Source organism: Ruoffia tabacinasalis (assembly GCF_042652985.1).
GTDB classification, from domain to species: domain Bacteria; phylum Bacillota; class Bacilli; order Lactobacillales; family Aerococcaceae; genus Ruoffia; species Ruoffia tabacinasalis.
This window is the reverse complement of record NZ_JBHSHQ010000073.1, coordinates 38,432-52,915: the sequence shown is the minus strand read 5'-3', so window position 1 is coordinate 52,915 and position 14,484 is coordinate 38,432. Positions and strand designations below refer to the sequence as shown.

The window sequence follows — 14,484 nt, the reverse complement described above, 5'->3', positions numbered from 1 at the left end:
GTCATTACCCCAGCTTGAAATGTTCTTTAATTTTATTCTCTTACTTGCCCATTTCCTTCGACTGTGTATTTATAACTTGTTAATGCTTCAAGTCCCATTGGCCCTCTAGCATGTAGTTTTTGAGTACTAATACCCATCTCACCACCAAAACCAAACACTTCACCATCTGTAAATCGCGTGGATGCATTGACATACACAACGGCAGAATCAATATCTTTTAGGAAAGCTTGAGCTGTTGAGTAATCTTCAGTTACCACAGCGTCTGAATGCCCCGTAGAATAGGTTTCAATATGTTGGAAGGCATCATCATAATCAGTTGCAACTTTGACTGCGATAATGCTATCAAGGAACTCTGTAGCATAATCTTCTTCCGTTGCTGCTCCAATTGTTGAAACAATCGCTCTCGCTTTCTCATCTCCACGAACTTCAACTTGATATTCTTTTAAAGCTTCAACAAATTCCGGTAAAGCTGTCCTAGCTATGGCTTCATCGATGACTAAAGATTCTAGGGCGTTACATACAGAATTTCTTTGTGTCTTACCGTTAATTAAAATGTTGCGTGCTTTTTCAATATCAGCTGCTTCATGAATATATAAGTGGCAGTTCCCTACACCCGTTTCAATGACTGGTACCGTCGCTTGTCGCATAACAGTATTGATTAAACCTGCCCCACCACGAGGAATTAAACAATTAACATAGTCGTTTAATCGCATAAATTGACTCGCAAGTTCACGTGATGGATTCGTAATAAGTTGAATAGTCTCCGTTGAAAGTTTAGTATCTTCTAAAGCTTTTTGAAGAACATTCACAATTGCTTGATTACTCTCTAAGGCTTCTTTTCCACCTCTTAAGATAACTGCGTTACCGGACTTAATACATAAACCTGTCGCATCCACCGTAACGTTGGGACGAGATTCGTAAATAATACCAATAACACCTAATGGAACACGTTGACGAGAAATTTTCAAACCATCTCGGTTTATCCATTGTTTCTCAGTCACTAAAGTTGGATCGGGTAAGGCTGCCATTTGACGAAGGCCATTCGCCATTGCTTCTACTCTTTTTTCTGTCAATGTCAATCTTTCTAGCAAAGCATCTGTAAGTCCTTTTTCTTTTCCAAGTTCAAGGTCTTTTTGATTTGCAGTAATAATTGCACCTTGATTCGCAACTACTGCGTCAGCCATTTTTAAAAGAGCGTCATTCTTCTCTGCTTCTGTAACATGGCGCAAGATTTTTGCTGCTGCTTTTGCATTTTTACCTAATTCAATTAATTTAGCATTCCATTGTTCAGTCATTATTAATTCTCCTTATTCTATGTATTACTTAAATAAAGTACCAATAACATCTCCTTCCAGTATTCTTAAGATAGATACTGGATCTTCACCACTTGTTATAATCATGGCTTGCTTTTGATTGAGTATTTTTTCGGCTGCTTTAAGTTTCGTAGCCATACCACCTGTCGCAAAGGCTGAGCCTTTACCGCTTGCCATTAATTCAATTTCATCAGTAATTTCCCCTACGTGTTCGATTAATGTAGCATCTGGATTCTCTTTCGGATTTGAATCGTATAAACCATTCACATCACTCATAATAATGAGTAAATCCGCTTCACTGACACCTGCAACGATGGCCGACAGCGTGTCGTTATCACCAAATTTTGTTTGATGATTCAACTCATCATCGGCAATCGCATCATTCTCGTTAATAATTGGAACTATTTTCTGCTTCAGCAGAGTATTCATTGTTCGCTTAACGTTGTAGTATGAGGTTTCAAACGTCACAACATCACGAGTCAGTAGAATTTGAGCTGTGGCTCGGTTGTAATATTGGAAGAAACGACTATAATGCCCCATTAGAATACTTTGTCCAATGGCAGCCAAAGCTTGTTGTTCTTCAATTGTTTGGGGGTATTCAGTTAAATTTAAATGACTTGCCCCTACACCGACAGCTCCCGAAGTCACAATAATGACTTCTTTTCCTTCTTGGATTAATGTTGAACATACAAAGGCTAATCGATCTAACTTCTTATAATCAATTTGGTTTCCTTCAAGCATAATTGAATTTGTTCCAATCTTAATCACAATTCGCTTGTAATCTTTCATAAATTCTCGACTCATAAATTACCTCTATTCTAATCATTCTCATCTAATTATAACAAATGTACGGACGAATTAATACCGTTCTATTAAAATCATTCAAGTTCTTGTTTGATTTCCTCTAATAATGCCTGACAGCCGGTATATACTTGAGTATACGTTGTCTCAAAATCACCTGTATAGTAAGGATCAGCGATATCTTCACCACTGCCAGTAAAAGAAAGTAACTTCTTCGTTTGCCCTTTTGCTTGGCCATTTGTGAATTTTTGGATGTTCTTCATATTACTTTCGTCCATTCCGATAATGTAGGTCGCTTGTTGTATATCATCTTCATTTAGTGGACGTGAATACATACCATCAACTGAAATATCTTCTTGGGCCAATCGTTGTTTTGTACCTGAGTGTGTGGCATTCCCTTCTTCCCAAGAACTCGTTCCAGCAGAATCAACCGTAATTTTGTCCGTCAGTCCTTCTTCTTGAATCATCTTTCTAAAGACCGCTTCCGCCATCGGTGAGCGGCAAATATTCCCTAAACATACAAATAATACGTGTATCATGCATATCTCTCCTTAAAGTTTGTCTATAATCATTATATTGGGGCGATCGCCCAGTAATTCAGCGCATCATCAATCACTGTCTGTGCTTCAATCCCTTGAATACTAAACATCTTGTCTGGTGCATCATTGGGATCATTCAGATAGACTAAACCATCTTGATAGCCTCGCATTAACATCACATGGCCACCTTGAGTAAATGTGCCTGGCCCAACTGATACGACAACTAAGTAACCATTATCTAATAGATTCACCGCTGAGTAAAAATCATTACCTACATCCACAACATCATAGCCAAAATCTTGTCCAAAAGCTGAATAAATAGACCAAGACGTTCCTTGATTTGTCATATAGTATTCGTCTCCAGCCCACCGTGTAATTTCTTCAGGTCTGACTTCTGTGTTAGTAAAGTAACTATCTATCATTGCTAAGACAACTATAGCACAGCCATTTTCCCAAATTGTTTGTGACGCATCCGTACCATAATGTTTGTCCGCCCATCTTGGATCATTTTGGTTTAAGTATGGCACATTATGCTGTCCAACATGTTGAATATCAATATAATTGGCAGGAGCCTCAGGGATAAAGACGTGACCTAATTGTTGTAGGTCAACATCCGTTGCTTTTATATTAGCAACAATTTGGGATTGATTTTCAATTAAATAGTTTTCATTGGCTTGAGCCATTGTATAGTATGGTTGGTAATTAGTTTTCGCATCTTCGGTAAAATAAATAAAAGCTAAAACAATTGTGCCAATGATAATTATAAGAGCAAATAAGATTAAGACTAATTTTCCCGTACCAGACGACTTCGCCTGTCTCTTCGTTTTCCTTGCCATTGTTACCTCCGTCGGTTTATTTGTTTCTAATATATCAATGCTAATAATTGCGGGCATCAGCATATGGTCTGATATTTAGAAAAAGCTGTAGGAATTGCTTTAAACAATTCTTACAGCTTTAAACCTACTATCTATTGCTTAGTTAAATAAATAATTATATTGCATATCTTGACGAATCGCTTCGCCGTCACCGCCAAGTAAATCAACTAAAGTATAACCAAATTCAAGGGCTACCCCCGCACCACGTGCCGTGACAATATTGCCGTCTATAACTACGACAGCCTCTTTTTGGTCTAAACCACTTGTCAGTTGATCTTCAAATCCTGGGAAGTGGGTAAAATTCTTACCGTCTAAGAGATTTGCCTTTTCTAATACAATGGGTGCCGCACAAATTGCTGCAATCTGTTGTTGGTCTTGATTGGCTTGTTGAAGAGACTTGATAACAAGTTCATTGTCACGTAGATTTTTCGCTCCTGGCATCCCACCTGGTAGCATAATTAAATTATAACCTTTTATAGGCTCTTCCAGAATGTGATCCGCTTTAATAATAATATTATGCGCTCCCGTTACTTCTTCTGTTAATCCATAAATATCAACTTCAAATTTCGCTCGGCGTAAAATATCTATCGGTGCAACTGCCTCAACTTCTTCGAAACCATTAGCTAAAATTACTGCAACTTTCTTCATTTATAACGCCTCCTATGTTAATTATTATAAAATAATTCAAAGACTTAATCTAATTATCTAATCAATTTAGTATTCTAATTCAGTTTGACCAAGTGCTAATGTCTTAGTATTCGGGATCAGACGAACTGCATTCTCATCTCGCCCTTGGACTACAAAATTCGCATCATCACTTTGATACTGCTTCTTTGCAATCTGTTTCAAGTCTTTAGTCTTATCTTGATTTAAACAATTAAAGATCACATTTAACGATACATCTTTTAATTCTGTCATCATATGATAATCCCCCATGCTGTCACCAAATAAAGCGATAGGTTGGCGGTTCTCATGCTTAGGAGCAATTAAATTCATTATCGCCTCTGTCTTTCCGTCTTTTTTCGTAATCGGCGACCCAGCTGTCATATGGGCTTCAATCTTACCCTCAGCGTCTAAATCATAATTCATTCCAATGACTTGCTCTTTTGGCACTTTGAATTGATATTCACTTGCTGCTGTTCTGACAACATCAACCGGACTCGCACTCACGACATAAGTCACAATACCATTCGCTTGAAAGGCTTCATATAAAGCAATTAATTCTTCTGGATAGATCAAACCACTTTGGAATTCACTACTAATTTGATCCGCTTGACCAAGTAGCTCTTCAGGTGTTAAATAAATGTGCTTCTCAGCTTTTTTATTAGTTGCTTCTTTCAGCATTTCTTTTGTTAAGCGAGTTAACTCTTCCGGAGTGTAACCTTTAAACCAATAAGTGAGCCAAGGTTTTCCTGCTTGACGAGTCAATTTACCATTCACATTGACATAATAGTAGCGAAGTTTTGCTTGGAAAGCTTTGTATTGACCTGTTTCTTTGATAGCTTCTAAGCTAAGTCGTTCGCCCTTATCTTTATTAATGTAGTGCTCCCACAGCCAAGTGTAGCTTCGAATAATATCTATCGCTAACTTTCTTGGGGTAGTGTGTTCAAGTGCCTCATCTAAGTTAGTATCCATATCAAATATGTCAGTGATAATTATTTGTTCAAACTCTTCGGGAGTCATCTTATATAATAAGTGATCTAGCATGTAGATCATCAAATTATCTTCTACATCGCCAATAATACTTGTATTATCAAAGTCAAAAACAACATAGGGTTTCGTTTTAAAATTTGATGATTCACTTGTTTTAAATTGGTCAATTAACTGGTTTAATCTGTTGTATACATATGGTTCCCATTGATGTTCTTGAAAGTAATATGTCATATTCTACTTTACCCCTTTTGATATTTTATTTACCTTTAAAGCTAGCCTCTTTGAAAAATAACGATACCGATAATCATTATTATCATACCAAAGACTTTGCCTGATGTTAATTCAATCATTTCTACATTAAACCAGCCATTCGTATTAATAATGAGCGCAATTAATAATGGTGCTACCATTAATATCATAAAGGAATAGACAGGTCCTAAACTCATCATTCCCTGGGCAGCAAAATAAACAATTAATACGCCGAAGATCCCACTTAAGTAGTACATCTTGTTTACTGAAAGTAACTCTTCCACACTACCGTCTCGAACAAACATAACAATTAACAAACCTGCTAAAAATCCAACTCCGTGAACAACGGTTGTCATTGTCCAAGAACCCGTCTTAGCGCTAATATTCGTATTAAAGATACTTTGTAAAGCAATTAAGATTCCCGCAAATAATGAATAAAATATACCTTGAATCATTAGTCGACCTCCACATTGAATTTCTTACATCATAACCAATTTTCAAGCTAATTGATATAAAAACCAGTTTATTCACATTACTAGTGAATCGCTTCCAAGTATCATATAATAATAATTGAATACATACTTAACAATTCTATTAGGAGGTTAAACAAATGGTACAATTACAACATAAAAATACGCTACTGTTTATCGGTGATAGCATTACGGATGCTGGGCGTGGTGAATACTTCGGTGCGAATTTAGGGCAAGGTTATGTCAATATGATTGCCGGACAGTTATATCGTCAATATATTCCCCTTCAATTAAAAATCTTAAATCAAGGGGTTGGTGGTGATAAATTGACCGATTTATTCACTCGTTGGCAAGTGGACTGCCTTGATTTAAATCCAGATATAGTGACGATTCAAATTGGAATTAATGATATTTGGCACCGTTTGTCAGCTGGTATTCCCTATACAGAAACAATTCTCGAACAATATAAAGAGAATTATCGATATTTATTAAAGACATTGACTGAACGAGAGGTTCAAATTATTTTAGTCGAACCTTATGTATTACCATACCCTGAGGACCGCTTAGATTGGCGTCCCTATGTCGATATAATGAAAGAAGTAATTGCAGACTTAGCCGAAGAATACGGCGCAACGTTAGTGAAGTTAGACGACGCCTTAAATCAAGCTGGAGAAAACTTAGGTTATGAGACAATAACTGGTGCTGATGGGGTTCACCCGACAAGTCTAGGTCATGCCTTTATCGCAGATCAATGGTTAAGACATACTGGTTTATAAAATCCAAAACACCCGTTAAAGAGGACGAAAGTCACTGCCTCATTAACGGGTGTATTTATATTGGTTTGTGAGATTAGCTTTCTGATATTTCTGCTTGGGCAAGTGTCCATTCATTGACACGTAGATTTAATTCCGCAATGAACATATCTGCATATAAATCATCACTTACCATAACAACTAAAGTATAAATCGGTTCATCGTCTTGATAGAAAATACCACTATCATTTAACATGTTCTCATAGCGACCATACTTTGTCGCCATGTCATTAACAAATAATGAGAACAATTGTTTCGGTGACGACTGCATCATTAACTCACGAACATGAACGTAAGTATCGTCAGTCGCAATCTTTTGGAGAGACAAGTTCATCATGTAAGCCGAACCGTAATTATCAGAGTAATAAACTTCTGGTACTTCATAAAAATCAACGAAATCTAGAAGGCCAGTTCGGAAACTTCCAAAGTTATTTACGTAATAATAATAAAGAATGAGCGAAGCTGTATTATCAGAGTAAACAATAGCTTGATATGCTAGATCTTCTAAACGGTAATAGGCTTGTTTAGGATTTGCTGTAATCTCGCCTGCTCCATCTTGATAATATTCTTCGCTATAAGGTAATTCTGAATCCCAAGTTAAGTAGCCTTGGTTAATCAAGTCAATAAACATCGCAACCATCGGTACCTTATACATACTTGCGACAATAAATTGCTCATCTTCATTCAAATAATACGCTTCATCTGTTTGTAAATTTGTATAAGCTAAACCAATTTGTGAAGCATCTAAACCATATTTAGCTAATAATTCATATACAATATCCTCTAAAGATTCATATTCAGAATACGCAAGCGGCTCCATATCTAAGTTTTCCATCGCTTCATAATCATAAATGTCGCTCTCTTCAGATTCATCTTTTTCTTCGGTCGCTTCTGATTCAGAAACGTCTGAACTCACAGCCTCTTCAGCTTGAATCATAGGTAAAGTGATTTGTGTCATTAATAATGCACTCATAAGCCAAAGAATGATATTTAGTTTATTTTTTATTTTCATTTGTTATTTCCTTTCTATAGACAACAAGATTATTATAGCAGTCTACTCAGAAAAAAACATCGAAAATTGTATGACTAATTCATTTATTTATTAAGTATTTTTATTCAGAAATATTATGGATTAAACCTTCAAATAAAGGAATATCTTTATATATAATCCCATAAGCGAAGGGGCGGTCCACCTTTAATTCAATCGGTTCTTCTTCAATCGGCGCCATTGTTGTTTCAATATTAATCTCTGTGACTGCCGTTGCACTTGTTCCTTCTTCATCCAGAACAAGTTCAACACGTTGAAGAATTTGACTCAAAGCAGTTTCTTCTTGAGTAGTGAAAAACTCAGTCTCACCCAAGTCTCCTTTAAAGTTACTTAAGTCGAAAGCGTCTAATGAGTTAGTTAAATCAAAAGAACCACTGCTTTCAAATTTCGGTAAAGTTAAAGCGATTGTCTTGTTATTAATTTCCTCCTCTTGTTCTAATACTGATTGATACGCTTCCCACATACTCTCATCATCGGTCGCTTCATCAGGAATCACGATTAATAAGTCTGCTTGGTTACGATATGGAAGTAAAATGGCTTGAAAGCCGTCGCCTTCTAAGTAAGGAATGCGTTCTTCCTGATGCATCATTGGAACAACTGTTTCATCATCGCGACCGTAAAAAGTTTCGTCTGTATTTAATTCTTCGTTAAACACATTTAACCAATTGCTCTTGAAATACAGTAAATTCATCATGACTAATTGTAAGTAATCATTAGATGTCATCTCAGCAATGCGCTCTTCGCTATAATACGGATCAATAAGCCCTTCCGTTAATTCAGCAATATCTTCATTCAATGACTCATAGGTCGAAGCATCTTTAAAATCTACACTGCTTGCTTCAGTCGCTAAATCTTTTGTATCTTCTAAATAAGTCGAATTCCATTCTAAATCTTCTCGGCCTAAAAGATAGGTTTTCGTATTAAAGATTGGTTCATCGCCTTCGGTCGCCTCCTTAATAAAACTTGCCATCGAAGCAACATACGCATCTCGGTCCATCCCCTCTGGAATAAGAACTTCACTGAGTTGTTCTTTTTCCGATCCGGTTAAACCTGGTTCTAAGGTGAGTAAGGCTAAGTAATACGATAAGGGTGAGTAAAGCGCATTCTCTTCTACTTCTTCTGATACTACGGGTCTAAGTTTCTGGGAAAAGTCTTGAATTTGTTGGGCTAAGTCTCCTTCAAATTCTGCTTCCACTTGTTCAGATGCCGAGACTAAACCCGGTGTCATTGTTATTGCAGCGAGAAATAACACTAATAAATATTTACATAATTGAGATGCTTTCTTAAATAAATTAAACATATCAAACTCCTTTCATAATGCGTACAATGTGACTGATTTCAGTATAAAGAAATTTGCATCAATGTCACTGAATATCACTCTTCAGTCATCGGAGTCAGTTCGCCTTCTTCTACTACTAACAACATTGTACCACCTTCAGTAATGGGAGGTATCTTCAATTCAACTGTTACTTCTCCCGATTCAGTCGTCTCAGCAGTATAGGTGTTGTCACTATAAGCATCCGTTACCGCTGCATTTTCTGATGATACTGGTAAGTGAATTGCATGAGAATCTTCAGATAAGTTAAAGACAATATAAACTTGTTCGCCTTCATGCTCTCTTGTCACGATTGTCCATTGATCTTCTAATGACTGTCCGTATACTTCTCTCGTCCCACGTGCTAACACTTCTGAATTCGCCCGACGGAATTGAAGTAATTTCTTATAATGCGTTAAGATGTCATTATCTTCAATTTGGTCCCAAGCTAAATCATAGCGATTATCATACACCGGCCAATTATTGGCCCCCGTCTGACCTAACTCTTCCCCGTAGTAAATGACTGGTTGCCCTTTTGCTGTCATTTGTAATGTGACCGCCACTTTATATTTATCTTCATTGCCATTTAACATATATAAAAAGCCGGTTTCATCATGACTACTTAGAAATTGCCCCGTCGGACTCGCACTCGTCATTGCGCCATTTCGGCGTTCTAAACGAGAGTTTACGCCTCTAAAGTCACCGTTAATGAAATTTCTAGCATAGTTTTTAAATTCGAAATCTAAGACACTATCCATCATTCCGGAATTCAAATAACCTTTCGGGCTTGTCGCGCTCGCTCCCCATACTTCACCAATTAATTGGAAATCGGGGTCAATTTCAGTCAGTTCATTTCTAAAGTGTTGCCAAGCCGTATTATCAACGTGAATGACCGTGTCCACTCTAAAGCTTGAAATCGAGTTCCCTGTAGGCGTTGTTGATAAATCAAGCCAAGCTGTCTGCCAATCAACAAGTTGTTCATATACATCTTGTTCTTCTGTAGTAAAGTCAGGCAAACCAGATAATTCTTGTGTCAGCGAATCCATGCCTGGGGAATCACGCAACATCCCCTCAAACACTTCCCTTTCTCCGTCTGTTGGGTAGCCTTCGGGCGCATCATCGACATCACTATCTTTACTGTGCATGCCATAACCTGCATGATTTAAGACAACATCGACCATAATTTTTATATCTTTTTCAGCTGCTGTATCAATTAATTCATGAAACTCTTCCAATGTACCAAAATGCGGATTCAATTCTTCAAAGTTTTGTGCCCAATAACCGTGATAGCCATAAAATGCCCCGTCATTCGTTCCTGCAGACACATCGTAAGCAATGTTCGATACAATCGGTGATATCCAAATCGTCGTAATACCTAGCTCATCAAGATAAGCAATCTGCTCAGTAATTCCTTTAAAATCCCCACCTTGATAAATCCCGCGTTGATTATCCGCCTCTTCATACGCTAAATCCCAAGGATTATTGTTAGACTCATCCCCATCTTTAAAGCGATCTGTCAGCATAAAGTAAATAATTTCTTCATCCCAATCCAATTCCCCTTCCTCTTTCTCTCTTGGAAGAATCGTAACGGTCGTTTCAGTTTGATATTCTTGTTCGTCTGAATCCCACCAAGTAATAGGTATCGTATAATCACCTGGTTCCACATCATGTGTGACTGATAAGGTCACTTTTAATAATTCAGGTGAGATGGTTAATTGGCTAGAGCCTCCTAATTGTGAGACATCCGCAACAATTTGTTCAATTTGAACACCCTCTTCAACGTCTAATTCAAGTAAGGCATGTTGATTATAATGAAATGGCTGGCTCACATTGGCTATGACGGCATCCGATTCTATAGTCGTTTCGACGGCCTCTGCCATAACAAATTGAGTGTTGGTTGTGATAACTGGTTGATACATTAAACTAAGTAAACTGAGTGTTAAAGCAGCTTTTAATCGTAATTTCATATGTGTCTCCTTTTTATTAAAGCGTTTACAAATAAGTATAGCAATACTTTTGACATTCGCCAATATTATCCATAAAAAAAAACCGAGTTTTCACTCAGTCTAAATATTTATACTAGAGGTCTATCTCGAAAGACAAAAAGAAGAACCAAGTGAAAAAGAATGAGTACAAACCAACTGCCCGCATACACAGTATTCCCCTTTTGAAACCACATATAACTTGGTAGTAATAAGATAATGAATTTACCGATGAGCGTCCAAGCGATTGGCAGTGGATACGTTGCTTTCGGAGAAAAAAAGGCTCCCCAAATAATAATAATGACTCCCACAGATACGATGGCTCCAAGTATTTGTAGCCATCGACGTGAGAAGAAGCTTGCGCCAAAATAGCCGAAACTAATTAAAGCAACAATTTCAATAGCTAAAGCCAAAACTGCATTCAGACCTTGTAAAAACTTCATCTTTTTCGCCTTCTTATTTTTTTATTTTTCTTAGTCAAACTCTTCGTATTCTCTAGGATCTTGCCCTTCAACTAAACCTTCTTTTCCTTTGTCTAATTGATTAATTAATTCCATCTCTTCTTGGGTTAATTCAAAGTCAAAAACATCAATATTCTCAAGCTGATGTTCCAGTTGCTCTGATTTTACATTGACTAAGATACCTGTTTGAATATTCCAGCGAATAATTACTTGTGCGATTGATTTGTCATGTTCTCTAGCAATCTCAGCTAATACTTTACTCTCTAATAAGTCATTTAACTCACGTCCAAGTGGACTCCATGCTTCCGTAAGTATCCCTCGATCTTTATTCGCTTGATGTAAATCTAAATTATTGAAATAAGGATGGCGTTCAATTTGGTTCGTTGCTGGTGTCACACCAGTGGCTTCAATAATACGGTCTAAGTGTTCTGGTAAGAAGTTAGACACACCAATGGTCTTAATTAAGCCAAATTTTTGAGCATCAACTAATGCCTGCCAAGCTTCAACATAATTATCACGTTTTGGTAGTGGCCAATGTATTAAATATTTATCAAAATAATCAATGCCTATCCGATACAATGATTCTTGTATCGCATCAATCGCTTTATCATATTCATGATTAGCTCCTGGTAGTTTAGATGAGACTTGAATGTGCTCTCTAGGAATATTTAATTCACGAATGGCTTTCCCAACAGCCCCTTCATTATTGTAGTTCGTCGATGTGTCGATTAACTCATAACCATTTCTGAGTGCTGTCTTAATCGATTGAACGCCTTTTGCTCCTTTGAGGCCAACTGTCCCTAAAGCAATCTTAGGAAATTTATTTCCGTCATTTACATTATAGAATTCCATTTAAACCTCTCCTTTTCTTATATCTATATTTTAACACCACACATTCTATCAACAAAATCATTCAACTTAGTTAAAGCTCATTCCGCAGTCTTTTTATAAAAAATATGATATATTGATTAAGAAAAGGAGGTCTTAATATGGCGACAGTTAAAACAGACACAACGTTTGAAGTATATTTAAATGAATTGGACGAAAAGGATCAAGATACTATCATTCGATTAGATCAAATGTTAACGAAACAATTTGGCAGAGATAATCGCAATATTTGGGAAGGTAAATTTTGGGGCGGGTCCCAACAACAAATCATCGGTTACGGAGAAATCCCAATAAAAGGTAAGACCGATGAAATATGGTTTATGGTAGGTTTAGCCCGGCAAAAAGCTTACTTCAGTATGTATGTGAATGCAGTTGAGGATAAGACATACTTGGCTAAGAAATATCAAGACCAACTGGGGAAAGTAAAGGTTGGTAGCAGTAGCATTAGTTTCAAACAATTTGATGATATTGATTTACCAACTTTAGAAAAAGTATTCAATATCGCCTATCAACAATGGCTAGAAATAAAACAATAGAAAGTGGTGCGTTATGGATCAAAAAATCCAAGACTTATTTGAACTATCTAAAAATGGAACCAAAGAAGTACGTTATAATGCTTTAATTGAACTAAATTCGACTATAGAACAACCGGTGGATTGGGCGTATGACGTTTGGGATGATTTAATTGAATTATTATCAGATAAAGATGGTCATCAAAGATCACGAGCTGCCCAATATTTATCTCGCTTAGCTGCCTATAGCGACCCTGAAGACCGAATTTTAAAAGATTTTGATGCTTTATGGCAAGTCACTTTCGATGAAAAATTTGTCACTGCACGCCACACTATTCAAACTTTATGGCGGGTCGGGCTTGGAAGCGACGCGGCTAAGAATCTATTCTTAGAACACGTGATAGACCGTTTCAATGATGGCGACAAAGAAAAAAATTATACACTCATTCGTAATGACTTCTTACAAGGTATGCGCAATTTATATGACGAAACGCATGACGAAGTCATTAAAACTCAAGCACTTGAACTTATCACCTCTGTCGATGACTCCAAGTATCAAAAGAAATACGCACAAATTTGGAAATAAAAAAAGGAGGTATGACTACTCTCCTTCTAATTCTTCAAAATAATTGATCCCTTTTAAGTTTTTGACACGCAATATAAAGTCTTGCTTCTGAATTCGGTTATATAAATCGATAGCTACAAAGTAAACAATTTCATTGGAGTCCGTTTCGTAGTCACTCTCAATGACATGCTCACTCTCAATCTGCATATCAATGATATTCACCCGTAAATCCGCACAAAATTCTAAAAAGTGATTAAAGCTGTCTAAAGAATCTGCAATAATATAACAATCAATCTTACTCGACTTACCTTGGATGACTTTCTTTAAAGGTCTAAGTAAGGTCATAATCAGTAAAATCGCGATACCACCAGCAATCGCTCCTTCATAGAAACCAATACCTATCGCAAGACCAATACAGGCAGCCGCCCATAAACCAGCAGCAGTTGTTAAGCCTTTCACTCGATTTCGATTGGTAACAAGAATGGTTCCAGCTCCTAAAAAGCCAATCCCACTTATTACTTGGGCACCTAAACGAGTTGGGTCTCCTCCTCCAATATTCTCAGTAACGTATTGGTTTGTCATCATGACCATGGTAGAACCAAGACAGACGAGAATATAAGTTCGCAGCCCTGCCGTGTGATTCTTCATCCCACGTTCCATCCCAATTAATCCGCCAATGAGAACAGCCAGTAAAATTCGAACAAGAATCGTTATTGTATTTAATTCATATAAATCAAACGTTAGATTCATTACATTCCTCCTCTCAGTTTTTTCAAGTCACCTATTATACATCCTTTGAAAAATTATTCAATAATTTCTTTAACTCGACCTACAATGCCACTTTCTAACATCACTTTAATTCCGTGATGGTGATTAGGTGAATTAGTTAAGAGACGTTTGACAACTCCTTCAGTCAATTTTCCTGAACGTTGATCTTGTTTTTGAACAACCTTTACTTTTGTCCCGATTTGAATATCGGCACGTTTAGTTCCATCTTTCAT

17 protein-coding genes are annotated in these 14,484 nt (G+C 37.0%); 3 read left to right on the top strand and 14 right to left on the bottom strand.

What is annotated here, in order from left to right; genetic code table 11:
- Positions 1-32: 32 nt before the first annotated feature.
- From ACFO5Y_RS11480 to ACFO5Y_RS11450, 7 genes are all read right to left on the bottom strand, one after another.
- Positions 33-1,295: a glutamate-5-semialdehyde dehydrogenase gene (locus ACFO5Y_RS11480; protein WP_197104141.1), complete on the bottom strand. Its 1,263-nt coding sequence runs from the start codon at positions 1,293-1,295 to the stop codon at positions 33-35.
- A 24-nt stretch (positions 1,296-1,319) separates the two neighbouring features.
- Positions 1,320-2,117 carry a glutamate 5-kinase gene (gene proB / locus ACFO5Y_RS11475; protein WP_197104142.1) on the bottom strand — a complete coding sequence of 266 codons (798 nt, stop codon included), beginning with the start codon at positions 2,115-2,117 and terminating at the stop codon, positions 1,320-1,322.
- A gap of 74 nt (positions 2,118-2,191) precedes the next feature.
- Positions 2,192-2,653 (bottom strand): low molecular weight protein-tyrosine-phosphatase, encoded by a 462-nt coding sequence (locus tag ACFO5Y_RS11470; RefSeq protein WP_197104143.1) that lies wholly within the window; start codon positions 2,651-2,653, stop codon positions 2,192-2,194.
- Between the two features lie 32 nt (positions 2,654-2,685).
- Positions 2,686-3,489 carry a C39 family peptidase gene (locus ACFO5Y_RS11465; protein ID WP_197104144.1) on the bottom strand — a complete coding sequence of 268 codons (804 nt, stop codon included), beginning with the start codon at positions 3,487-3,489 and terminating at the stop codon, positions 2,686-2,688.
- Between the two features lie 138 nt (positions 3,490-3,627).
- Positions 3,628-4,176, bottom strand: coding sequence for a DJ-1 family glyoxalase III (locus tag ACFO5Y_RS11460; RefSeq protein ID WP_197104145.1), 549 nt, complete (start codon positions 4,174-4,176; stop codon positions 3,628-3,630).
- 66 nt (positions 4,177-4,242) lie between these two features.
- Positions 4,243-5,412: a haloacid dehalogenase-like hydrolase gene (locus ACFO5Y_RS11455; protein WP_197104146.1), complete on the bottom strand. Its 1,170-nt coding sequence runs from the start codon at positions 5,410-5,412 to the stop codon at positions 4,243-4,245.
- Positions 5,413-5,453: 41 nt separating this feature from the next.
- Positions 5,454-5,885, bottom strand: a complete 432-nt coding sequence (locus ACFO5Y_RS11450; RefSeq protein ID WP_197104147.1) for a DMT family transporter — start codon at positions 5,883-5,885, stop codon at positions 5,454-5,456.
- A 155-nt stretch (positions 5,886-6,040) separates the two neighbouring features.
- On the opposite strand from ACFO5Y_RS11450, the gene ACFO5Y_RS11445 reads away from it, so the two are divergent.
- Positions 6,041-6,676: an SGNH/GDSL hydrolase family protein gene (locus ACFO5Y_RS11445; protein WP_197104148.1), complete on the top strand. Its 636-nt coding sequence runs from the start codon at positions 6,041-6,043 to the stop codon at positions 6,674-6,676.
- A 73-nt stretch (positions 6,677-6,749) separates the two neighbouring features.
- On the opposite strand, the gene ACFO5Y_RS11440 is transcribed toward ACFO5Y_RS11445, so the two are convergent.
- From ACFO5Y_RS11440 to ACFO5Y_RS11420, 5 genes are all read right to left on the bottom strand, one after another.
- On the bottom strand, positions 6,750-7,724 hold the full coding sequence (locus tag ACFO5Y_RS11440; protein WP_197104149.1) for a serine hydrolase: 975 nt from the start codon (positions 7,722-7,724) through the stop codon (positions 6,750-6,752).
- A 100-nt stretch (positions 7,725-7,824) separates the two neighbouring features.
- On the bottom strand, positions 7,825-9,060 hold the full coding sequence (locus tag ACFO5Y_RS11435) for a serpin family protein (protein WP_197104150.1): 1,236 nt from the start codon (positions 9,058-9,060) through the stop codon (positions 7,825-7,827).
- A gap of 74 nt (positions 9,061-9,134) precedes the next feature.
- Positions 9,135-11,042, bottom strand: a complete 1,908-nt coding sequence (locus ACFO5Y_RS11430) for an alpha-amylase family glycosyl hydrolase (protein WP_197104151.1) — start codon at positions 11,040-11,042, stop codon at positions 9,135-9,137.
- A 107-nt stretch (positions 11,043-11,149) separates the two neighbouring features.
- A complete protein-coding gene (locus ACFO5Y_RS11425; RefSeq protein WP_197104152.1) occupies positions 11,150-11,500 on the bottom strand; it encodes a DUF2568 domain-containing protein in 351 nt (116 codons plus the stop codon).
- A 30-nt stretch (positions 11,501-11,530) separates the two neighbouring features.
- Positions 11,531-12,370 (bottom strand): aldo/keto reductase, encoded by an 840-nt coding sequence (locus ACFO5Y_RS11420; protein ID WP_197104153.1) that lies wholly within the window; start codon positions 12,368-12,370, stop codon positions 11,531-11,533.
- Between the two features lie 137 nt (positions 12,371-12,507).
- Between ACFO5Y_RS11420 and ACFO5Y_RS11415 the strand changes: the two genes are divergently transcribed.
- Together ACFO5Y_RS11415 and ACFO5Y_RS11410 are read left to right on the top strand one after the other, a co-directional pair.
- Entirely contained in the window at positions 12,508-12,942 is a 435-nt protein-coding gene (locus ACFO5Y_RS11415) for a hypothetical protein (protein WP_197104154.1), read from the top strand.
- Positions 12,943-12,955: 13 nt separating this feature from the next.
- Positions 12,956-13,504, top strand: a complete 549-nt coding sequence (locus ACFO5Y_RS11410) for a hypothetical protein (protein WP_197104155.1) — start codon at positions 12,956-12,958, stop codon at positions 13,502-13,504.
- Between the two features lie 15 nt (positions 13,505-13,519).
- On the opposite strand, the gene ACFO5Y_RS11405 is transcribed toward ACFO5Y_RS11410, so the two are convergent.
- Both ACFO5Y_RS11405 and ACFO5Y_RS11400 read right to left on the bottom strand, forming a co-directional pair.
- Positions 13,520-14,233 (bottom strand): MgtC/SapB family protein, encoded by a 714-nt coding sequence (locus tag ACFO5Y_RS11405; RefSeq protein WP_197104156.1) that lies wholly within the window; start codon positions 14,231-14,233, stop codon positions 13,520-13,522.
- 53 nt (positions 14,234-14,286) lie between these two features.
- Positions 14,287-14,484, bottom strand: coding sequence for a YwbE family protein (locus tag ACFO5Y_RS11400; RefSeq protein ID WP_197104157.1), 198 nt, complete (start codon positions 14,482-14,484; stop codon positions 14,287-14,289).